The organism is Methanocella arvoryzae MRE50, from assembly GCF_000063445.1.
Lineage (GTDB): Archaea > Halobacteriota > Methanocellia > Methanocellales > Methanocellaceae > Methanocella_A > Methanocella_A arvoryzae.
Window position 1 is genome coordinate 3,158,997 of sequence record NC_009464.1, and the last position, 20,920, is coordinate 3,179,916.

At 51.9% G+C, this 20,920-nt stretch carries 20 protein-coding genes; 4 read left to right on the forward strand and 16 right to left on the reverse strand.

Annotation, left to right across the window (positions count from 1 at the left end; translation table 11 throughout):
* Positions 1–7: 7 nt before the first annotated feature.
* Positions 8–1,039, reverse strand: coding sequence for a hypothetical protein (locus tag RCI_RS15470; RefSeq protein ID WP_048198805.1), 1,032 nt, complete (start codon positions 1,037–1,039; stop codon positions 8–10).
* A 312-nt stretch (positions 1,040–1,351) separates the two neighbouring features.
* Positions 1,352–3,283, reverse strand: a complete 1,932-nt coding sequence (locus RCI_RS15475; protein ID WP_012037382.1) for an SWIM zinc finger family protein — start codon at positions 3,281–3,283, stop codon at positions 1,352–1,354.
* 318 nt (positions 3,284–3,601) lie between these two features.
* On the opposite strand from RCI_RS15475, the gene RCI_RS15480 reads away from it, so the two are divergent.
* Complete coding sequence (locus RCI_RS15480; protein ID WP_012037383.1) at positions 3,602–4,009, forward strand: type II toxin-antitoxin system death-on-curing family toxin; 408 nt, start codon at positions 3,602–3,604, stop codon at positions 4,007–4,009.
* Between the two features lie 222 nt (positions 4,010–4,231).
* Here the strand turns inward: RCI_RS15480 and RCI_RS15485 are convergent, their stop codons facing one another.
* Positions 4,232–5,137, reverse strand: a complete 906-nt coding sequence (locus RCI_RS15485; protein ID WP_012037384.1) for an SWIM zinc finger family protein — start codon at positions 5,135–5,137, stop codon at positions 4,232–4,234.
* A 24-nt stretch (positions 5,138–5,161) separates the two neighbouring features.
* Positions 5,162–8,290 carry a DEAD/DEAH box helicase gene (locus tag RCI_RS15490; RefSeq protein WP_012037385.1) on the reverse strand — a complete coding sequence of 1,043 codons (3,129 nt, stop codon included), beginning with the start codon at positions 8,288–8,290 and terminating at the stop codon, positions 5,162–5,164.
* A 518-nt stretch (positions 8,291–8,808) separates the two neighbouring features.
* Between RCI_RS15490 and RCI_RS15495 the strand changes: the two genes are divergently transcribed.
* A complete protein-coding gene (locus RCI_RS15495) occupies positions 8,809–9,066 on the forward strand; it encodes a hypothetical protein (RefSeq protein ID WP_012037386.1) in 258 nt (85 codons plus the stop codon).
* A gap of 434 nt (positions 9,067–9,500) precedes the next feature.
* Here the strand turns inward: RCI_RS15495 and hisS are convergent, their stop codons facing one another.
* From hisS to RCI_RS15530, 6 genes are all read right to left on the reverse strand, one after another.
* The gene (hisS, locus tag RCI_RS15505) at positions 9,501–10,793 is read right to left on the reverse strand and encodes a histidine--tRNA ligase (RefSeq protein ID WP_048198809.1); all 1,293 of its coding nucleotides are present in this window, start codon (positions 10,791–10,793) and stop codon (positions 9,501–9,503) included.
* Between the two features lie 752 nt (positions 10,794–11,545).
* Positions 11,546–12,730, reverse strand: coding sequence for a bifunctional ornithine acetyltransferase/N-acetylglutamate synthase (gene argJ / locus RCI_RS15510; protein ID WP_012037389.1), 1,185 nt, complete (start codon positions 12,728–12,730; stop codon positions 11,546–11,548).
* Positions 12,727–13,182, reverse strand: a complete 456-nt coding sequence (locus tag RCI_RS15515) for a CBS domain-containing protein (RefSeq protein ID WP_231844874.1) — start codon at positions 13,180–13,182, stop codon at positions 12,727–12,729. Before RCI_RS15515 ends, argJ begins: the two co-directional genes overlap by 4 nt.
* A 30-nt stretch (positions 13,183–13,212) precedes the next feature.
* Complete coding sequence (argC, locus tag RCI_RS15520) at positions 13,213–14,217, reverse strand: N-acetyl-gamma-glutamyl-phosphate reductase (protein WP_012037391.1); 1,005 nt, start codon at positions 14,215–14,217, stop codon at positions 13,213–13,215.
* An 11-nt stretch (positions 14,218–14,228) separates the two neighbouring features.
* The gene (locus RCI_RS15525) at positions 14,229–14,651 is read right to left on the reverse strand and encodes an adenylyltransferase/cytidyltransferase family protein (protein ID WP_012037392.1); all 423 of its coding nucleotides are present in this window, start codon (positions 14,649–14,651) and stop codon (positions 14,229–14,231) included.
* A complete protein-coding gene (locus RCI_RS15530) occupies positions 14,651–15,061 on the reverse strand; it encodes a Mov34/MPN/PAD-1 family protein (protein WP_012037393.1) in 411 nt (136 codons plus the stop codon). The genes RCI_RS15525 and RCI_RS15530 overlap by 1 nt, the downstream gene beginning before the upstream one ends.
* A gap of 189 nt (positions 15,062–15,250) precedes the next feature.
* Between RCI_RS15530 and RCI_RS15535 the strand changes: the two genes are divergently transcribed.
* On the forward strand, positions 15,251–16,513 hold the full coding sequence (locus RCI_RS15535) for an alkaline phosphatase family protein (protein WP_012037394.1): 1,263 nt from the start codon (positions 15,251–15,253) through the stop codon (positions 16,511–16,513).
* Between the two features lie 66 nt (positions 16,514–16,579).
* Here the strand turns inward: RCI_RS15535 and RCI_RS17155 are convergent, their stop codons facing one another.
* The 4 genes from RCI_RS17155 to RCI_RS15550 form a co-directional block, all read right to left on the reverse strand.
* Complete coding sequence (locus tag RCI_RS17155; RefSeq protein ID WP_158308943.1) at positions 16,580–16,756, reverse strand: hypothetical protein; 177 nt, start codon at positions 16,754–16,756, stop codon at positions 16,580–16,582.
* Between the two features lie 140 nt (positions 16,757–16,896).
* Positions 16,897–17,139: a KEOPS complex subunit Pcc1 gene (locus tag RCI_RS15540; RefSeq protein WP_148266671.1), complete on the reverse strand. Its 243-nt coding sequence runs from the start codon at positions 17,137–17,139 to the stop codon at positions 16,897–16,899.
* Positions 17,126–18,418: a DHHA1 domain-containing protein gene (locus RCI_RS15545; protein ID WP_012037396.1), complete on the reverse strand. Its 1,293-nt coding sequence runs from the start codon at positions 18,416–18,418 to the stop codon at positions 17,126–17,128. Before RCI_RS15545 ends, RCI_RS15540 begins: the two co-directional genes overlap by 14 nt.
* Before the next feature lie 24 nt (positions 18,419–18,442).
* Entirely contained in the window at positions 18,443–18,901 is a 459-nt protein-coding gene (locus RCI_RS15550) for a 30S ribosomal protein S15 (RefSeq protein WP_012037397.1), read from the reverse strand.
* Between the two features lie 369 nt (positions 18,902–19,270).
* Here RCI_RS15550 and RCI_RS15555 point away from each other — a divergent pair, with 369 nt between their 5' ends.
* A complete protein-coding gene (locus RCI_RS15555) occupies positions 19,271–19,510 on the forward strand; it encodes a hypothetical protein (protein WP_048198813.1) in 240 nt (79 codons plus the stop codon).
* Positions 19,511–19,590: 80 nt separating this feature from the next.
* Here the strand turns inward: RCI_RS15555 and speB are convergent, their stop codons facing one another.
* Positions 19,591–20,457 carry an agmatinase gene (gene speB / locus RCI_RS15560; RefSeq protein WP_012037399.1) on the reverse strand — a complete coding sequence of 289 codons (867 nt, stop codon included), beginning with the start codon at positions 20,455–20,457 and terminating at the stop codon, positions 19,591–19,593.
* Between the two features lie 12 nt (positions 20,458–20,469).
* Positions 20,470–20,856 carry a translation initiation factor IF-5A gene (locus RCI_RS15565; RefSeq protein ID WP_012037400.1) on the reverse strand — a complete coding sequence of 129 codons (387 nt, stop codon included), beginning with the start codon at positions 20,854–20,856 and terminating at the stop codon, positions 20,470–20,472.
* Positions 20,857–20,920: the final 64 nt, after the last annotated feature.

The window sequence follows — 20,920 nt, forward strand, 5'->3', positions numbered from 1 at the left end:
CATTCAATCAATTGTTAATAAATGCGATAATAAGTAATAGCATTGCTACTTCGATTGTGATCAAAGCTGCAATCCACTTATATGTGGAATCATGGATTGTGATTAAATCGCTTTTATAATCTTTATCTACAAGCCAGCCTTTTATCATGATCATTGCGGAAATTGCGAATGCTCCCCATGCTACTATTACTCCTAAATAGGTTGACGTGAATCCCTCTTCATAATGATTATGTCCAAGCGCATATTTGAGTATCGAGAGCAGCAGTATTCCAAGCAATGAGAATATACCAATACATCCTCCTAGATAACTCCAGCCCAGCATATGCCTTGGAATCGAATATCTTATCGTAACGAATAATAGACCTTCTTCCGGGTCTGCACCATATCTAATATGGGTGTAACGTTCTCCATCTTCTTTCTTTACTTTTTTAGTTTTTTCTTGATCACCTTTGAATTTACTATCGGTAACAAGGTAGAATAAATCTTTTTTATATTTATCACAGTGTTCAATGAAGACGTATGTTTTTGCCCCAGATCGTAATTTGAATGCTAATTCTATTTCTTTTACTTTTACGTCTTCTGGAAATAATAGTGGTTTGAGATAGTCTTTGTATTCCAGTTCCTCATCGTGTACGATAGTCTGCTTAGTTTTTGTATGATCTACTTCAATAATGTATTCGAGGCGTACAGTAGTAAATTTGTCATGAGATAGCTTGCTGTCTTTTGGGAGATCAATATATAAAAAATCTATATTATCTTCAAGGGTCCAAAATTCAAGCGATTCTCCGCGCGTGTCGTATACGTGTAAATATGGTTTAAATCGATCCCGTTTATTTTTATCTTCGTTGAAAGGGTTAATAAATTCCTCAAACGGTATTCGAATAGTTTCTTGATCTGTATTCGCAGGATTGTATACAGTAATTTCTTCAGTGATCTTTATGGTTGTTACATCAATGAATTTGTAAAAATACCGCCACCTGCTGACTACTACGTCTTGGGTTACTATTTTTTCTTCAGAAGTTACAGGCTGATTAGGCATTTTTTCACTAAATGTTAGCACTTATTTGCACCAATTAGATATAAAGCTATTGCCTACTATTTTATCTTTCAACGTTTCAATAGTTTTCAGTAACTTATCCTCAGTCTCCAGTACAATGACGATGGTGTGATTATACATGACTTCGATACAGGGTTCTTGTAGTTCTGGAAGGCGTTATTCACGTATGGGTATGGGAGTAGGGTGCAGTATGATAAGTTCTATCAGTGTAGGCACTGCGGAAAAGGCACCGACTACAATATAGGCCGGCCGCTCTGCCCTTTGTGTTTCCAAACCTGGAGAATAACCTTCCTCTCATATACCTCCGAACTCCCTCTCGATCATGCCGATGAGCTTCTTTTTCCCCTTGTTTTTCGAAGCGAACTCCCGGATGATACTCGCCCATTTCTGCTCCATACTGCCCTGCACGCATATGTCCCTGACCGCCTTCAGCAGCAGCATGGCATCATCGTAGTAGCTGTGAGATTTCAGGCAATCCCGCATGATCTTCCTCATGCAGATGTCAATCATTTGCTCCGGCATCCCTCCCCCGATCAGGCGGGCTGCATTGGCTATCACCTGCACAGCCATACGGTCGTAAAATGCTTTCAGGAGCGAAGCAGCCAGTTCCGGATATCTCCTCGCCAGCCCCGGCAGCATTTTCTCTGCAATGTCAACTGTCTTGTTACTGATAATCTGATCGCAGATTGCTCTCAACGTTCTCATGTCCGAGCGGCTGATCATCAGCTCGATCAGCTCGTCCGATGGAAGCTGCCGATCCCAGAGATGCCTTTTTCTTACGGCAAACGATCGGATGATCCCTGCCGCCTCGTCTTCCATGCCGCGATTTTTCGCCGCTTTCGCGATCTCGAATTGTACGTTCGGGTGGAGATCAGGCTTATCGGTTGCCAGCTTGATCGCTGCGTTGACATTGCCGTCGTAGATCAGCGCCTGAGCAACAGTGTCCTTGTTCTTGATGCATTTGATCATAGTCTCATGCAGCTCGTCAAGCTTGCCGATTTTACTGAACAGGCCCGAGACGCCTGCATATCTTTTTGCGTCGAACCATCCCGAGAGGATGTTGAGCGCCGGGATCAGCGATGTCCTGTGATCTATCAGCTCTGGCTTATTATCGACCAGGCGGAGCGCCAGATCGAAGTATAGATCATCCAGCAGAACCGACCTGCCTTCTTTTTCAGACAGCCCGCGCATAACGACTACGAACGCCCCTACTTCGTCCCCGGACTCCAGTTTGGCAGTAGCAAGCCTGGCATAGTCATCTTTATCTGCCAGGCACTCCTCTGCCAAGCGGACTTTCTCGTCCGGCTTACCATAGCTCTTGTAAATGTCGCCGAGGAGTTTGATGATGTCGCCTTTTCTATTGTGGCTGATATCATGGTTCGCCTCAATATTCTTCAAGAAGTGCTGACGGACTGTATCGATGTTTTTTCTGGTGATAAGGGCAGATAGCATGTCCTCCAGGCCATATGACCAGTCGTCCTTCCAGATCGAGGTCAGCACGGGGTCGATCAGTTCTTCCTTAGCCTCCTCTTCAAGTGTATCAACGTTTTCGGAGAATGCTTCGGAGCACTCGACAATCAAGTCGCCAATTTCATCAGCCTCATCGTCGATTCCGTCTTGCAGCACGTCGAGGCAGGAATCGATCAGCTTCAGGAAAACAATAGCCGCATCCTTGCGCCGGCCTTCACTGGATAGAGCGTAGGTCTCTTCCATAATGGGCTCGAGCTTATTGACGAGCATACTTCCGTCGTAATACTCCCGCCCAGGATTTATTGCACGCCCGATCCTCTTGACGATGACAGAGATGTCCGCATTCTTAACGGCTGCCTTGCTGACGCCGATCTCCTTGATCAGGCCTCGATGGCGGTACAGGAGCTTCTTCAATGTCTCCAGCAGCTCTTCCCTGCTTCGGCTTTCCAGCGATTTGATCACTCTGTCTCCATCCATGAACGACGATGGCTCATGCATCCATGCCAGCATAACTGCGACTCCATGCTTGCACATGTCCCCGAACGGGCAGGAGCAGTCAGAAAAAATGTTTCCACCCTCGTCGATGGTCACGCTTGTCTGGTACGGCTCGTCTGCACTGCCCCAGACCTCGGCATAGAGAACGCCGTTTATCTTCAGCGGATCCGTCACGTTACCGCTTTGGTAATAATCCAGGCCGCGCCCGTAGGTACGATCGCCGAAGATATCGATCAGGTCGTCGTCGGTGAAATCGGGCATGATCTATGATTAAAATATTAGATGATATCTTTTTACCTGCTCTGCCAGATCGGGGTTGGCCGAGTGTCACAGAGCGCGGCCAGATATTCGAACCAGAGGGTTGATCTACGCATATCTATTCTTGATCTGCCGACGCATCTTCATTATCCCTAAATGCCACCTCCGTTGCCCTTCTACTGATCTCTGCATACACTTTACTCCAGGCTCACGAAGTCTTCATCCGAAAATTTTCTCCATCCGGTTCGGCAGCTCAATTTATATGATCAGTTTACAATATCAGAATACTTATTTACAATAAAATGTAATCAATAAAGTGCAATGCCCGGCTTTATCTTTACTCATGTTGATCAACTGATCGACATTCAGATAATTGCCATAAGTCGTAACCATAGTGAAGCTGATGATGGTTTCGAAGGCATTGTCCGTGATGGTGCATTTGGAATACTGGATTATGTCATTGAACAGCCGGACTGGGTTCCTGAATTATCCGTTGACGTGATAAAATATTCAGCTTTCGTACTCCATACCATTGCATCACAGCACCCATTTGCACAGGCCAATAAAAGGACTGGCTTCATCGCCGCTGAGAACTGTCTTTTACTATGTGGGCTTCGTTTAGACGTCGGGCACATAGAGCTGGATGATTTTATGCTTAATGTGGCCAATGGGACATTTACAATAGATCAGGTAGAAGACTGGCTGACCAGACATGTCCAGGCGCGATAAAAATTAGTGTTTGCTCATTAGATCGAGAGCCTGTTTATGCCTTCGAAGTGTATCTTCAAGCAGCATTCTCCTTGTGTCCGAAAGACCGTTTTCTCCTTTCTTTTTCATGATCTCTCGTTGTGAATTCTCATGTTCCATAAATTCACGCTCTTATATGTTAGTTCTTGAGAATAATCTGTATAAATAAGTTTTGTAACGTATATTGTTCGTGATCTCTCGCATCTACCCTTGATCTGTCAATCTATCCTCATTATCCCTGTATGCCACATCCGCCGCCCTTCTACTGATCTCTGCATACACTTTACTCATCAACTTCCCAAAATCTTCATTCGAAACCCAGAACGTCGGCGTCCCCAGCCTTTTCATAATCGCTGCATTGACTTCCGGGGGAGCGATATCAAAAGAAACATGGCTGTCACCCTCTCCGGCCCAGAAACTAGCTAAGGTAATCTCCTCGTCCCCGGGCTTTTCATCATCCTCTGGCCTGACATCAGATAAGCCACCCCCAGTCTCCTCTTCCACAGTTGCCCTCTTCTTTCTCAGGGCCTCTAAAAGCCGCTCTTTCTCCATCCCTCTGAACCTGAAGATCATAAACGGGTCTTTGTCGAACTCTTCGGCTAGTATGTAGTAGACTGCTGCGATGTGCTTGCAGGGATTGGCGTAGTCGGGGCAGGAGCAGTCTGTGGTCAGTTCCTTCGGGCTTGTCGGGAACAGGGACTTTCCGGCTTCGCTAAACGCATCTTCTATGTTTTCGGGCATCTCCCCGGCCAGCAGCTTTGCGGAGAAGATCGCTTTCGCAGACATGCTGTCGATGATCCGGTCCCACTCTTCAGGGCTGAAAGGCGCGAGCATAATCTCAACGTCATACGGCTTAGATCTAGATCCCTGAACATCTGCCACAGCCTTTCCCTGTGCGATCTTAATGTCCAGAACCTGCCCGGCTCTTGCATATCTCCGGCCCCGTTCGAGGCGGTTGGTCCACCCGAAGCTGTCGAGCACGCTCACCCATCTCTTCGACCACCAGGTGCTGCCGATGGCGCCTCTTTTGGTCTTAGCCTTGATGCCTCCTTCGACTTTGCGTGGCGACGACTTCGGATAGCTGTTACTCCACGAGCTGTAAAATTTCATTTTGAATGCCTCTTTAGTCCTGCGTTAGCCATCATCGGCTACCTCGTCCCATCTCAGCATGACCATGTCCCTCAGCTGTTCGGTCGACAACTCCGTGATCCAGTCTTCTCCCGTGCCGAGGATGTTCGCCGACAGCGCCTTTTTGCTCTCGATCAGCTCGTCGATCTTTTCTTCCAGCGTGCCGGCGCAGACGAATTTATGGACCAGTACATTTTTGCTCTGGCCTATCCTGTAAGCTCGATCTGTCGCCTGGTTCTCGACCGCCGGGTTCCACCAGCGATCGAAGTGGAACACGTGGCTTGCCTTCGTCAGGTTGAGGCCGACGCCGCCGGCTTTCAGCGAGACGATAAAGATCCGTGGCCCGTCCTTTTCCCCGAAACGGAGGACCATCTTGTCTCTGGCCTTCTGCGGTACTCCGCCGTGCAAAAAGAGGGCTTCTTCGTCGAACGTGCTCTGCAGGTAGGCTTTCAGCATCTCCCCCATTTCCACGAACTGGGTGAAGATCAGCACGCTGTCGCCTTCGGCCAGCGCTTCTTCGAGCAGCTCCGTGAGGCGCTTCAGCTTGCCAGACCTGATCAGCGTCTTATCGTCGGTCACAGCGCCCGTTTTGATGTACAGCGACGGGTGATCGCAGACCTGTTTGAGCTTCATCAGGGACGCTAAGACGATTCCCCGTCTCTGCATTGCCGTGGCCTTATCTATACTTTTCAGCATGTTCTCTACGATGGCCTCGTAGAGCGTGGCCTGTTCTTTGGTGAGGTTGCAGGGCTCCTTGATCTCGATCTTGTCCGGCAGGTCTTTGATGATGGCCGGATCCGTCTTCACTCTGCGCAGCACCAGGGGCTTGATGGCCTGCTTCAATTTTTCCGACCGGGCAGCGTCATCGTATCTCTCGATAGGTATGGCGAATTGTTTCCTGAATGTCTCCGCCTTGCCCAGGTAGCCGGGGTTCAGGAAGTCCACGATCGACCACAGCTCCGAGAGTCTGTTCTCTATCGGCGTTCCCGTCATGGCTATTCGGTGATCGGCCTTAAGAGCCCGGATAGCTCTGGCCTGCCGGGTATGATGATTCTTGATATTCTGAGCCTCGTCGAGCACTACCAGCTTCCAGTTCACCTCTTTAAGCAGTTCCTCGTCCCGGTAGGCGTGAGCGTAAGTGCTCAGGATCAGGTCGTGAGCCTTGACGATTTTTCCGAACTGCTCTTTATCAGCCCTTCCTGCCCCATGGTGTATGTGGACTTTCAGGGCCGGGGCAAATTTCTTCGCCTCCCGCTGCCAGTTTCCGAGAATCGAGGTGGGGCAGATCAACAGAGTAGGGCCTTTAGTGCCTCTTTCCTTCTCTTTCAGGAGCAACGCCAGCAGCTGTATCGTCTTACCCAGGCCCATGTCGTCAGCCAGAATGGAGCCCAGGCCATACTTTTTCATGAAGGCCAGCCAGGAGTAGCCTTTAACCTGGTAATCTCTAAGCTCCCCGTTGAAACCGTCCGGCGGGGCAAGGCTCGTTATTTTTTCGCCGGCTGCCAGCCTGTCGAAAAGTTCTGCCAGCCATCCTGACGATTTCATGCCGCTGACGGGGATGCCGTTGAAGTCTTCCAGCCCGCCGTTGAGGCGCAGTGCCTCCGATAAAGCCATCTCTCCAGTCTTCTTCGCCCTGAATGCTTTCATGATGCTGTCTATGTCTTCCTTTTTCAGCGCAAACCATTTCCCGCCTATCTGCAGAAGCGGCTCTTTCAGGGCTGCCAGCTTCCTGAACTCTGTTTCGGTGATCTCCTGATCGCCCAGCGCCAGGCGCCAGTCGTAGCTGACGAGGGTATCCATGGTGAACTGGCTTTTACCCGCTTTACCTTCGGCTTTCGGCTTGAAGCGAAGCCTGGCGCCGAGCTTGAGCCTGCCAGTGCTGTTGCGCCACCATTCCGGTAGGATAATGCTATACCCGCTGTCCTGCAGCAGAGGCGCCGCTTCTGTCAGGAACTTGTAGGCTTCACTGGTGCTCAGCGTTGCGGACAGAGGTTTTGACGTGTTGAGGCTGGGCTCGATTTCGGGAAACATCTGCATCGCTTTTCCGAGATCCTGTAACAATTGCTCCTGAGGGTTATCGTATCTCTTATTCAGGTACTTCAGCGTCTTCTTCAACTCTTTCCACACAGTCTCAGCCGGAATTACCAGACTGGGGTCATCGGATGCCTGCAAGCAGTACCGTAGGTTCCACGGCGCTTCAGGATACTCTGTATCCGGGGCTGGCGGCTCCAGGATGAAGCAGGTCTTTAAAGCTTGTTTGCTCTCTGTTTTCATGCGGGATGTCCAGCGGCCTGCCGAATCTTTGAGTTTCTTCATCTCAGGAGCCGACAGGCGGATACTCTCTCCGGTGCCGAGCGAATCTAGCCATGCTTGCGATAGCAGGTTCGTCATCCTGCTGTCAGCGGGCAGGGCAATCTGGTCCCGGATAAATGTGTCAAGGGCGGTATTAATGAACAAATCTAAGGCTTCTTTTCGATTATAAATGCCAGCCTTTCCTGAAACCGCAATACATGCCAGCGGCATGGAGTTTTCGAGCGAGGCATAGTGTTTCCGGTCAGTTTCATCGGTGAGCGCAAATCTCCAACGGCTATATGCTTTTCCGCTCATTACTTCGACAACCTCCGGCCTGAACTGCTGGCTTATCAGGAGCTTAAGCGTAAACTTGGCTACCTTACTCCAGTAAAGCAGGTCTGGGCCTATCGCCATATCTCCGATCCGCTTTTGTGATTCGGCTATAGAGGATAGAAGTACCAGAGCATTCCCGGGCTTAATGTTGATGCCGGTCACCGTCCACGGAAGAAATTGTAAACTGCTGTCAGGGTTGGTTTCTTCACCTGACTCCAGTGCTGAAGGGCTCGCAGATCTCAGGGGCCTGTCCGTAGCTGACGGCAAAATTAAAACCTGCTCCGCCCGTGCTCCCGCATCTGCTATATGTCTTATACACGATGAATTGATAGCCCCCGCTCCAGCTTCCAGCTCTTTGATGCCGGCGTGAAACGGGTGCTGTTTCTCCCCTGCACTTTTCCGAGGCCTGCCTCTTCTTTTATGCTGCGTGGCCGGATCACTCTCTCCCCAGAGGAAAAATGTGCCATTCAGGGGATCGACAGTAGTCCAGGTTCCGTGAAGTGTAATCATAACATTACTCGAAATTAGGGGCTGACGTCCGGTCGATAATTCTGAGCCCCGATCTTGAATAAGGTAATCAGGCTTTTATATATTTATGGTTGATGTTATACCAGTTGTTCGGACAAGGCCTACCTGTTCTTCCAGTTGGATGAGGAGATATCTGATAAGACCAGCATGTTCATGATAACCATCGGCTACGGCACTCCCAACTATAATTTTAAGTGACATGCACATGAGGTCAGAGTGACCGAGTCTATCTCCTACAATACATGGACTGGCGAGAATACCCGGGCTGAAAGGATGATCTCGTCGTTGATGAACGAGTATAAGAAGACAGACCGGTTCCAGCCTACTTAGAATAAAGATATTTTCTTATTTCCTTTTAACACAGGCAGTTATCGCATACTCTCTTTTCATATTCTCAAATATTTTCAGTCTACCTATAGCTTTAGTTCATATCATTGCAGATTACTATGTACTAATACATGCAACTATAAGATTTGTAATGGCTACCGGGATATGTATTTATGAATGAAAATGAGACAACTATTCGAGTTGACGGGATGCTTTCAGTCACACTGCGCGTTCACCAGGGCGAAAAAATGCTCGTTGCCAGTAACAGGGAACTAGGTATTGTGACGCAGGGCAAGAACTGGAACATACTGATGAAAAACATTCGAGACGTCATCGAAACCTATTTTGATATCCCATCGGCCGATGCAGTAAAAATTCTTCTGGAGATCGACCCGATGGTGACCGATAATGCCGAAACTGCCAGTTGTTAACTGGAAAGATATCGTCATAGTAATTAATATATAGCAGTTAAGGAATAACCGATTACTAACTTATATGCATATAGCTGAAAATTTGCATCTCTGGATGTGTTAATTCGTTGCATAATGTTGTATTGCATAAAAATAAGATGGATGTAGAGCCGGTCGTATTGTTGAACAGACATAGTTATAGCCATGAAGATACAAGAATTATTAGAGCGACAATGGCTATGCGGACAATTAAATTCAATATTTCGGAGAGCGAAGGCTACTTTGTAGCTGACGCTGAAGGTTATCCGATTGTCACCCAGGCTAAGACATGGAATACATTGATGACGAGAATTGATGATGCCGTCCGCCTCTACTTTAAGCTTGATGTAGAAGAGAATTATAGGCTTGAATTATCTTGTTGAATAATGAAAAAAGGTATAAAGGCCAGCTTTCTCTCACCGGCCCACACTACTCAAAAACTCTCTAATCTCTTTCATGACCTGTTCGCCGGTCTCCATATTCTTCACAGTGACCTTACCCTCAGCCATTTCCTTATCGCCCAGGATCAGCACATGCCTGGCGCCAATCGCATTGGCGTACTTCATCTGATTACCGAAGTTCCTGCCCTGCAGGTCGACTTCGACGACGAAGTTATTCTCCCTCAGCGCCTGTGCCAGGAAAGTCTCAGTCTCCTTGAACTGGGGCTTAGTCGTAAGTATATAGTAGTCGGTCGTGATCGACTCCTGTGGCCAGACGCCGGCCCTTCTCATCAGGATTTCCAGGACTGCGTCGCCCATGCCGAAGCCGACTGCGGGCATGTCCTCGCCGCCGAACAGGCCGACGATCTTGTCGTACCTGCCGCCGCCAAATACTGCTCTTAGTTCACCCTTGACGTCGAAGCACTCGAACACGGTGCCCGTATAATACGCCAGGCCCCTGATAATAGCGGGGTCGAACTCGCAGTACTGGGCCATGTTGTACATGGTCATCAGCTCGGCGAGCTTCTCGAGATTTGTCATGCCTTCCACGACTGTGTCATTCCTGGCCAGCAGCGCCTTCACCTTGGGCAGGGCTTCTGTGATCGGGCCCTTTGTATCGAGGATGGCGATGAGCTTGCCCATCTGGAAGTCGTTCAGCCCTGCAGTGGCCAGCAGCTGCTTGAATTCCTCGGGCGAAATCTTACCCCGTTTGTCGATGGCTGCGAAGACCGGCCCGACCTCAGTCACACCTAATCCTTCCAGTGCGCCCTGCATGAACCTGCGATCACTAATCTTGAAGACGAACTCGCCTTCCAGGCCGAGCTTCAGCATCAGGTCGATGCCTACAGCCAGGACTTCAGCGTCTGCCTCCGGGCCTTTGACTCCATAGATGTCCACGTTCAGCTGGTAGAACTCTCTGAGCCTGCCTGACTGAGGTTCCTCGTACCGCCACATCTTGGGCATGGAGAACCACTTGATAGGCCTGCGAAGGGTCTTCTCCCTGTCGACGACCATGCGCGCTATCGTCGGCGTAAGCTCCGGGATTAGGGTGATTTCTCTCTCGCCCTTATCCTTGAAACTAAAAGTCTGCTGGACGATCTCTTCGCCGCTCTTTATCCTGAACAGGTCCATAGACTCTACGCTGGGGGAATCAACTTCTCTGAAGCCGTACCTGCGGACGACGTTGAAGATCTTGTCAAGCACCTCTCTGCGTGCCGCCATCTCCTCCGGGTAAAAGTCCCTGAACCCTTTTAGTGACTGGAATTTCATTTGAACCACGTTATGCCGTTAAAAAGATAGTTTATAGGCTGTATTTAAACTATTAATAAGTTCTCATGTTGCATAAAAACCACTTATGTAGCGGTCGACGGAGGTTTTTCGGGCTTGCCCGGCATCAGCCGGATGCGGAGATGGCGGGGTAATGACCGCCGACTGAAGGTGGCGGTGCTTAGGACTTGCGAAGCAATGTAAACCGGCAACTGCGAAGCGCCAGCCGGGCTTTCGTTGCGAGGGTGCGAGTCCTACACCGGCATAGCAGCACTCGTCTCATGAAAACTGGTTTTTCAAGTAAAGCCGATGAAAAACTCCTGGAGGTCGGGGAGTTCCCGGGAGTTCTGAGAGGATTTTCAAACTGGGAGGTTAGAGAGGGCGGAGAGGTCTGAGAGGAGGATAGGGAGTGTGGAAAGGTTTGGGAGGATTTTTTAAAGATATTCTCTCTGACCTCCGGGTACTCACATAACCTCCTCTCTGAACTCAATGGCCTCCCTGACCTCCCAGCTTGAACGTATCCTCTCTAAACTCCGTGAACCTCTTTGGCCTCCCCTCCGACCTCTCAACACCTCCCGGACCCGGATTTTTCATGGGGCCCGAAAAACCGTAGTAGTCCGACCATCAGGTCGGACGTCGACCCGCTGAGAACATTAAATAGAACAAGATTTGTCGGCAACCTGCTACTGCAATGAATTTTTATCATCTGCACGTAGGCCGGTCGCCAACTTAAACGCGTCAATTTTTATCTATCTCTATGTCGTGTACGACGCGTTAATATCCACATACTTGTGCGTCAGGTCGCAGCCCCAGGCCGTAGCCGAGCTCTTCCCTAACTTTAACTCAACAGTCACGTAAAGCGTGTCGTTGCCCATGATCTTCTTAGCCTTTGCCAGTGTCTTCTCGTCGCTCTTGGGCACACCTGCATCGACCAGGCTTACCTTGCTCTTGCCGTCCGAGAAGATCAGGCTTACTTTAGCTGGGTCGATCTCGCTACCGGAGTAGCCGACGGCGCAGACTGCCCTGCCCCAGTTGGGGTCGGTGCCATACACAGCGCTCTTGAACAGCGGCGACCTGATGATGGCCTTAGCTGCTAATCTGGCGTCCTCGATCGACTTTGCGCCGGTGACCGTGGCCTCGATGAGCTTGGTGGCGCCCTCACCATCGCGAGCGACTTTCTTCGCCAGTTCCATGCAGACAGTGTCCAGGCCTTCCTGGAACTTCTTCATGTCCGCAGGCTTGCCGGCCTCGCCAGTAGCAATCAGGAACAGGTTATCGTTGGTGCTTGTGTCGCCGTCGACGACCACCATGTTGAATGACCTGTCGACCGCTTTCTGCAGGCACTTCTGGAGCTGGGCCCGGCCGATCTTCGCGTCGGTGAACACGAACGCGAGCATCGTTCCCATGTTGGGCTCGATCATGCCGGAGCCTTTGCAGATGCCGCCTATCCGAATGCCGCCCTCTATTTCGACCGCATACGACTTGGGGACCAGATCAGTCGTCATGATAGCCTTGTTGGCCATTTCACTGCCCTCTGCCTTGCTGGTGAGCTTCGAGAAGACTTCCTCGAAGTGGTCTATGTACCATGGCATATCCATGGGCCTGCCGATGACGCCCGTAGAGGAGACGCCGATCGTGTGGGGATCGACGTTCAGCTTTTTGGCCAGCAGGTTGGCCATGGCAATAGCATCTTTGACTCCCTGCTCGTGGGTGAACGCGTTTGCGCAGCCGCTGTTGGCGATGATGCCGTTGAATTCCTTGCCCATCTTTTTCAGGTGATCCTGCGACACCAGGACCGGAGCCGCCTTGACCTTGTTCAGCGTGAATACTCCCGCAGCGGGGCCTTTGGCGAGCATGATCGCTAAGCCCATTTTGCCTTCCTTGATGCCCCACGCCTTTACGCCTTTGACGGCACAGATGCCGCCTTTTACCTCTTTCATTTCCTTCCACCTAAACCGTGTATGATGTCGTCTCTGGTGACTATACCTACCAGCTGATCGCCTTTCATGACGGGCAGCCTGTTGACATTCCGCCTGACCATCTCTGCCGCTGCGTCCTCGATGTCCGTTTCCGGCGTGGTGGTCCAGACCTCTTTATGCATGATGTCCTTGACCGGCTTGTGTCCCAGGTCAGTATAAGCGTTCTGCAGGTCCCTGATCTGCATGAGCCCCCGGAAGGGGATCTCCAGGATCACTTCGAGCGGGCTCGGCAGCCAGAGGGTGTCCGATCTCGGGGGTACGGCAAGCAGCTTCAGGATGTCGCCTTCAGTGACGATGCCCGCCAGCCTGTCCTTGTCCATGACCGGGATGCCGCTGACATTCTTCTCGCTCATCAGCTTGATGACGTCCTGGATGGCATCCGAGGGCGTGCAGGTGATAACCGTCGTTGTCATTATTTCTCCTACTTTCATGACAAAATCCTCCTATGGCGACAGGCCGCTGGTCCAGAGGCCGGTGCGCTCGTCGAAACCGTACATGAGATTCATGTTCTGGATCGCCTGGCCGGAGGCTCCCTTGACCATGTTGTCTATGGCCGAGACTACGACGATCCTGTCCGAGTCCTTCTCGACCTCGAACGCTATGTCGCAGAAGTTGCTGCCTCTCACGTTAGCCAGTGACGGCTTTTGCAGTCTAACGAACGGCTTGTTCTTGTAGAACTCATCGTAGATCGTCTGTACCTGATCTGTCGTAAGCGGCTCGTCCACGAACAGGTGGGCTGTCGTCATGATGCCCCTGGTCGACGGTATTACGTGAGGGGTGAAGTGGATTCTGGTGCTGTTGTTGAGCCGGAGCATCTCCTGCTCGATCTCCGCTTTGTGGCGGTGGGTGGTCAGGTTGTACGGCCGGACGTTCTGAGTGACGTTAGGGTAGTGAGTGCCCTCGGTGGGGTCCTGCCCTGAGCCAGATATGCCCGATTTCGAGTCTACCACCGCCCTGTTTACCAGGCCCTGCGCGATCAGCGGTGCGCAGGCCAGATTTGCCCCTGTTGGGTAGCATCCCGGGTTTGCTATCAAGGTGGCGTCTTTGACCTCGGGGTGAAGCTCGGGCAGTCCATAGACCGCTTCTCTGGGATCGAGGTGCTTCTTGTTGTAGACCTGTTCGAATTTTTCCGTCGGCAGCCGGTAGTCTGCGCTCAGGTCGATGACTCTGAGGCCGTACTTCAGCAGTTCGGGCACGACAGCCATGGCAGCCCCGTGCGGTACTGCGGTGAAAACTACGTCGCACCGCTCAGCGATTTTCGCCGGGTCGGGGTCCTCGAACTTCAGGTCCGTGAGGCTCTTCAGGTTAGGGTGGACTGTGTCCACGGGCTGGCCTGCCTGCTTCCGTGATGTAACCACGGTGACTTCGGCCAGCGGGTGTATCGAAAGAAGCCTCAGCAATTCGCCACCGGTGTAGCCGGTGCCGCCAACAATCCCGATCTTTAACATATTTCTTTCACCTAAGGATCGCTTTCCTTGATCTTCTGCCTGATTGTGCGGCTGGACGCGTAAGGCGAGTGGTCAGACGTCTGTATCCTGACGATCTCTGCCTTGATCCCTCTCTCGGCCAGCTGTTTTTTCAGCTCGTTTTCGTTCCAGTGCTGGTTGAACCCGATCGCGATGACTTCCGGCTGGATTTGCCTGATGGGCTCGAACATGTCGGTTTCGCTGCCCAGCACGGCGTGATCGACACACTTGAGCGACTGCACCATGAAAAGCCTCTGCTCTTCGGGTATCAGCGGCTTGCGTTTATGCTTGATCGTGCTCTCCCTCGCGACGATGACCCAGAGTTCGTCTCCGTGCTTTCGGGCTTCGCACAGGTACAGCACGTGGCCCGGGTGCAGAATGTCGAATGTCCCTGTGGCCACGACTCTGCGGACCATCAGTTACCACCTGCGGGCTCGTCTACTACTGGAATAGCCACTCTCTCGCCCCGGGGATTGTAGCATACCCAGTCGTTTTCCATGTACGGGTACGCCACGATGATGTTATAGGTGCCCTTGCTGCCGAACATGTGAATGTCTGCATCGGAGTACCGGAGATCGTGTACGGGGTGACTGTGGACCGATCCGACGATCGAGCGGTCGATGGGCATCATGTGGAACATCATTATGGCAGAGTCCTCGTCGGAGGCCGTTCCGGGGACCAGCAGTATTTCGTTGATCACTCCCTTCTCAGCCCGCAGCAAGGCGGCGAACTCGTGGGGGTGGGTGGACTTGCTGGCTTCCATGATCAGCTTGAGTAGGTCTCTGGAAATCCCTTTCACGCCATTATTTCCCGCCACTGTGATCATTCCTGCCCGGATTTGACACTTCTACGTGTTGTTCGTACTTAAGATTAATTACGCGGCTTGCCACTCCGCATTTTCCATCGTACAGCTGTTTTTACATATCGGTCCGCTGGCTGATATATTTTGCCCGAAGCGCTGCTATTAGCCGGCATACCAGTATTTCACCATAGCCTCCAAATCAGGTTACTGACTATGCATCTTTCCGACCACTTTGTAGACCCCGGCTCTTACGGGGGATACCAGATACAAAATGTGTCTGGCACTATCCTGTCTATGCTTACCGGGGAGCGTCCTACCGCCGTTTTGCCACGGGAAGCGCTTGGTGGACTCTATAAGGAGTACGATAAAGTGGTCCTGTTCCTTGTAGACGGCTTCGGGTGGAGTCAGTTCACTAATATGGCTCTCCAGAGGCCGTTTATCAAAAGCCTGCTTGATACCGGCGTATTATTAAAGCTAGCGACACAGTTTCCCTCGACTACTGCGTGCAATGTGACAACGGTCAACACTGGCCTGACGGTAGCCCGGCACGGCCTCTTCGAGTGGTTCTACTACGAGCCTGAAGCTGATGACATCATTGCGCCGCTACTCTTCTCTTACGCCCGGGAGCAGAAGGTTCGTGACTCCCTCAGGAAAAATGCAGGCGTGAAGCCGGCTGAGATATACCCGTCGGAGAGCATCTATCAGAAAATGGCCGGTCACGGGGTCAAATGTTATGCTTTCCAGAACCGGGAGTATGCCCGGTCGACTTTTTCGGATATCATCTTCAGTCCTGCGATCGTTCAGGGCTATGAGTCTGCCTCGGATGGCCTGGCTGCACTGGCAAAAGCAGTGCTTTCAGAGCCTGAAAAGGCCTACTTCTACTTCTACTACGATGGCATAGACTCAGCGCTTCATCATCATGGTCCCGGATCGAAAGAAGTCCGGGCGGCCTTCAGCAAATTTCTGGAGTGTCTGGAAAAAGTTTTCCGGGAAACGCTCTTGAGTGCGGGGATAGATAAAGTCGGCAACACCGCCTTTATCCTCACCGCAGATCACGGGCAGACGTCGATCGATCCTGCGAAGACGATTTACCTGAATCAAGACTTTCCTGAGATAGAGCGGTATCTGCGAAGGAACCGTGATGGAAAAATACTGGCTCCTGCCGGATCGTGCAGAGATATGTTCCTGTATGTAAAAGCCGAGTATCTCCCAGCGACGCTGGCATTTTTAAATGAGCGACTGTATGGCCGTGCAATCGTATGCAAGACCTCGGATCTGGTCTCGGCCGGCTACTTCGGGTCTTCCGACATCTCTGAAGCACTGCGTGGCAGGCTGGGGGACCTGGTCATACTGCCGTTACAGGGCGAATCTGTCTGGTGGTATGAGAAAGATGTTTTCGAAGTAACTTTTAAAGGCCATCATGGCGGGCTGACCCGGGATGAGATGGAAATACCGTTTCTAATGTGGAGCCTGTGATCGGGCTGCCAGTATCTCAAATGTAAAGCAGCCATCATGTGTTAGACATGTCGCTGCCTTCCTCTTTTACTTGAAAACAAACATATAGGAGCTTAAGAGCATGATGAAGAAAAAGAGCACTCCTGTAGCCAGCGTAATTATGCCACAGTAAACGGCTGGTATGTGGAATACAAATAGCGATGTCATGCCCACGACCAGGCTGACCAGTACTGTCACGACGGCCAGTGTTTTTAGATCAGACATACGTTTTTTCTTCCTGCAAATATAGGCTTATGTGCGTATGGCAATAAATATTTTTGCGTTGCAGGAGCAGGCGTTCGGCAAGCAGGCCCGTCGTCATGGGATGACGGGGTATTATAGCCGGTACCAGAAATCTTTCTGGCTCAGTCTTCCTTGCCTTCGATGGTGCCGTGGCCTTCCAGCATCTCGTCGGCGACTTTGAGGTTAATCATCAGATCGTCCAGCGTTGCCAGCATAGAGCCTGTACTGTCCGCTTCAGTTTCTATGATAACTTTGCCGCCCTCCGCGTGGGTGCGGACATACGAGGGGTTATCTGCAGCTAGCGCTTTTTCGACCATCTCTGCATTTACCGCTTCTATGACCATGCGAGCCTTACACCTGGCCACTAATCTGCCTCCCGACAATCGTATTCAGGCGTTCGAGGAATTCCGGCTGCCTGCCGACCGGAATTGCCGCTCCCGACGCAATCTTGTGGCCTCCGCCACTGCCGCCTGCGATGCCGGCGCTCTCCCGGAGCGCGGCCGAGAGGTCCAGGCCTTGCTTGATCTGCTGGGGGGTGCCCCGTGCTGATACCTTTACTTTGCCATCTTCTGTGTTTAACACGATAAGTGGCTTATCGGGCAGGATGTACCTGATCACAGTCGATGCGATAGCTCCGGTGACGTCGCTGCTCTGGATATCGATGTACCTGATCCAGCCCATATCCTTCACCCTGCCGACAGCATCGTGCAGCGCGTCCAGGATCTGGCGGGCGTAGCTGAAGCGCTTTTCTTCTGCCTCCCGGAGGGAAGCTTCGTGGCGAAGGCACACTTCCAGGCCGAGACCGGGCGTGCCCATCTTTCCGCAGGAGTTCACCGTGTTGGTGAAATCGTAGACGTCCTTGATTAATTCCTTGTTCAGGATGTAGATGTCCCCGAACAGGGCATCTACCGAATCCGGTGGCGATTTCTTGAGCAATAACAGTGATAGGGCGCTGCCCAGGCGCTTTAAGTCGTCTTGAGACAGGGCTTCGATGTTTCCGCTAAGCCCCATTTCTTTCAGGAATTCTTCTGTCTCTTTCTGCTTGCCGGAGAAGCTGAAGTAAGGATCGATCGAGTATTCGAGGACTTTTTCCAGCGGGCCCATGCCCAGTTTCAGCCCTTTCTGGATAGTGATGACGCCATTCTTGATGGCCTCGTCGAGGATGTCCTTGTTGGGGCCTGCCATCTTCTGCTTGTCACCTATGGCTCCCGAGATTGCGAGACCGGCCAGATCGACGTTGTCTCCCATAATTCGGGCCAGGGCGTAGGCAACTCCCGAGCCTGACAGCTCTGAGCCTCCGTCGATGCCGATCAGGTGAGGGTTGACCTGAATGTTCTTATGCTCTCCTACAGGCACGTGATGGTCCAGGATTATGGCGTCGTACTTGTTGACGATGTCCGGCTGGCCCGAGCCCATGTCGCAGAATATGACCGGCACTGCAGGGTCAAGGATCGCTTCGATCGAAGGGTCCAGATTGCTTACTATTGTAGCCTGAAAATGGACTTTTCTGCGCAGCAGCGCATGACAAATAATGCCACAGGCCGTGATCCCGTCAGCGTCGTGGTGGGATACGACCCGTATAAAAGGCGTTTTAAAAATTTTATCCGCTGCAGGTCGGGCCATTTGTGAGATAGCGTCTAACATGCCGCCACCTGCCGCGGGTCAGTCTTACCTGGATATGAGAATTTCTGCCGTTGCCGGGCTGTAGACCCAGTCCATCGGGAGCACGCCGGTTGCGTGGTAGTACTTGACCAGGCGCCTTACCTTGGATTCCGTGAGCTGCAGTGCCCTCTTGTTGTGGAGGTCCTTGTGGTTCTCATCGAGGTGCTTGTGCAGGCGGATTGCCTTCTTGATCAGGTTGACAAGGTCTTCCGGGAGCTTGGGTCCGGTGCCGTTCTCTTTCAGGATTGCGGTTACCTTCTTGCCGGTGACCTGAGTGATGTCAGGTACGCCATACTTGTCCCTGAGAATGATGCCGACCTGGCTTGTGGTGGCGTTCTGCCCGTAGGTCTTGACGACGAGCTTCTCTACTTCTTCCTTGCTCATGGTGAACCATGCCGGCGGGGTCTTCCTGACCGGCCTGGTGGACCTGGAGCGGCCCTTTCTGCGAGTATGCATCTTAGCCATTAATAATCCTCTTGATCAGTGAAATTTGGTTAGTTTTACTGTAGTGCTGTACAGTGGCGAAGCTGTACCTTTACTCTGTGGCTTTGCTTATATAATTTTTGCCCCGCACATACGCTGAATATGTCCGTAGACCTGGGTACGCAGACATGTGCGCGCTGGCCCATTATACTCTGGCAGCTGACGCATTAAGCCTGTCTGTCCGGCAGCCGGCAGTTGACCGCAAGCTTCGATCTATAGCAACACGACGCCGGCGTGGTTCGATTTACCCCTGCCTCCCGTTTGTTCATAATACGACATACCTGCTCTACTCCGTCATTTTTCTCAAGATACCTTGATACATATGCGAAAATAGTTTTTTTCGGTGATTGTATGCCTGAGAAGGAGAAAAAGGGTGAGATGAGCGTTAAGGAAGCCGGACATAAGGGTGGAGAAAAGACCGCCGAAACCCACGGCCATGAGTTCTACGAGGAGATCGGCCACAAGGGAGGAGAGCGGACAGCAAAAACCCACGGCCATGAGTTCTACGAGGAGATCGGCCACAAGGGCGGCGAAAAGGGCGGCCAGAAAGTGAAGGAGCTCATCGAGAAGGGGAAGGAGTCGGAAAAATAAGTTAAGCGTTGCCTGATGAGGCTGTCACGGCCCTTACGGGCCGTAATGTTCTTTTCCCCATCTTCCTGCCCGCAGGCGCTTTAATGGCCCAGGGCTTTCCACTTAGCCGCGATGAAGTCCCGGATCAGCTTGGCGCCGAGCACTGAGGTTATGCTGCCAGCGTCGTACTCGGGGGAAATCTCGACCAGGTCGAAGGCTGCCGTGATCGGGGCGAAGTGCCTGATCACCGTGCGGACTTCCCTCGGCGTCATGCCGAAAGGCTCGGGAGTGCCGAGGCCGGGAGCATACGACGGGTCGATGGCGTCCATGTCCAGCGACAGGTAGATCCTGTCGCAGCCCTTCAGGTACTCATCAGCTTCTTTAAGCACCGCTTCGATACCCCTGCTGTAGACGTCCTCATTGGTGTACGCCCTTATGTCCTTGTTGTCCCTGACGTAGTCCCATTCTTCTTTCGGGCCGCTGCGGACGCCGATTGTGACGTACTTGTCAGCCAGGTTCTCGATGACGTGGCGGGAAACGCAGGCGTGGTTGTGCTTGATGCCCCGGTATTCCGTCCTCAGGTCGAGGTGGGCGTCCATGACCACGAAGCCGACATTCTTACCCAATGATTCGACGCACGGGTAGGTGAGCGAGTGCTCTCCGCCCATCATGATGGGGATCTTCCCCGCGTCCACGATCTGCTTCGAGGTCTGGTAGACTTCGAGAAGCGTATCTTCTATGCTGGCGTAAGTGTCGCAGTTACCCATGTCGTGGATGGGCACGTCGGTTAAATCCACGCCGAAGTCCGGGTTGTAAGTCTCGAAGTTGTAGGACATCTTCCGCATTTCGTCAGGAGCCCAGCGGGAGCCTGCGCGGAACGAGGACGTGTTGTCGAAAGGTACGCCGTAAATGACGAAAGCCGCGTCCTCGAAGGACTGGTCGGCTTCCGCAAAAATGTTATAGTTCATATCTTTAAGCTCTTACTGCCTGATGGAGAACTTGAGCTTGCCCATGGCGGCCATGTACTGGACTTCTTCGCCCTGGTTGATCTTGCCCTGCAGGTCTTCCGGGATCTCGAGCTCGAAGGTCGAGTAGTCGGCGGTGTCCATCAGCTGAGCCATGTTGCCGGCGATGGAGATGACCTGGGCGTTCTTCCTCTCGACGATGGGGACGTAGATCTTGGCGTCGACCGGCTGCACGATGGACCTCTTGGAGCCGTCGAACAGGCCGATGGCATCCACACGAGCCTTGGCTGCGCCGTGCTTGCCGGGCTTAGAGTGCTGCACAGAGACGATCTGGCAGGGCTCGTCATCGATGATTACGAATTTTCCTTCCTTCAGCGACTTAACTTCAGACTGCTGCTTCATGATAATTCACTCCATATTTATGGGATCTCTGATGAGATTTAAAGGCCTTGATATTGATATTTTA

Coding starts and splice junctions, on each gene's coding strand:
- RCI_RS15485 (WP_012037384.1), bottom strand. CDS start 5,137: ATGAAATTTTACAGCTCGTGGAGTAACAGCTATCCGAAGTCGTCGCCA.
- RCI_RS15515 (WP_231844874.1), bottom strand. CDS start 13,182: ATGACAACGACGGTTATCACCTGCACGCCCTCGGATGCCATCCAGGAC.
- RCI_RS15565 (WP_012037400.1), bottom strand. CDS start 20,856: ATGAAGCAGCAGTCTGAAGTTAAGTCGCTGAAGGAAGGAAAATTCGTA.
- speB (WP_012037399.1), bottom strand. CDS start 20,457: ATGAACTATAACATTTTTGCGGAAGCCGACCAGTCCTTCGAGGACGCG.
- RCI_RS15490 (WP_012037385.1), bottom strand. CDS start 8,290: ATGATTACACTTCACGGAACCTGGACTACTGTCGATCCCCTGAATGGC.
- RCI_RS15525 (WP_012037392.1), bottom strand. CDS start 14,651: ATGGTCCGCAGAGTCGTGGCCACAGGGACATTCGACATTCTGCACCCG.
- RCI_RS15530 (WP_012037393.1), bottom strand. CDS start 15,061: ATGATCACAGTGGCGGGAAATAATGGCGTGAAAGGGATTTCCAGAGAC.
- RCI_RS15535 (WP_012037394.1), top strand. CDS start 15,251: ATGCATCTTTCCGACCACTTTGTAGACCCCGGCTCTTACGGGGGATAC.
- argC (WP_012037391.1), bottom strand. CDS start 14,217: ATGTTAAAGATCGGGATTGTTGGCGGCACCGGCTACACCGGTGGCGAA.
- hisS (WP_048198809.1), bottom strand. CDS start 10,793: ATGAAATTCCAGTCACTAAAAGGGTTCAGGGACTTTTACCCGGAGGAG.
- RCI_RS15545 (WP_012037396.1), bottom strand. CDS start 18,418: ATGTTAGACGCTATCTCACAAATGGCCCGACCTGCAGCGGATAAAATT.
- RCI_RS15480 (WP_012037383.1), top strand. CDS start 3,602: ATGCCCGGCTTTATCTTTACTCATGTTGATCAACTGATCGACATTCAG.
- RCI_RS15555 (WP_048198813.1), top strand. CDS start 19,271: ATGCCTGAGAAGGAGAAAAAGGGTGAGATGAGCGTTAAGGAAGCCGGA.
- RCI_RS15550 (WP_012037397.1), bottom strand. CDS start 18,901: ATGGCTAAGATGCATACTCGCAGAAAGGGCCGCTCCAGGTCCACCAGG.
- RCI_RS17155 (WP_158308943.1), bottom strand. CDS start 16,756: ATGTCTGATCTAAAAACACTGGCCGTCGTGACAGTACTGGTCAGCCTG.
- argJ (WP_012037389.1), bottom strand. CDS start 12,730: ATGAAAGAGGTAAAAGGCGGCATCTGTGCCGTCAAAGGCGTAAAGGCG.
- RCI_RS15475 (WP_012037382.1), bottom strand. CDS start 3,283: ATGCCCGATTTCACCGACGACGACCTGATCGATATCTTCGGCGATCGT.
- RCI_RS15495 (WP_012037386.1), top strand. CDS start 8,809: ATGAATGAAAATGAGACAACTATTCGAGTTGACGGGATGCTTTCAGTC.
- RCI_RS15470 (WP_048198805.1), bottom strand. CDS start 1,039: ATGCCTAATCAGCCTGTAACTTCTGAAGAAAAAATAGTAACCCAAGAC.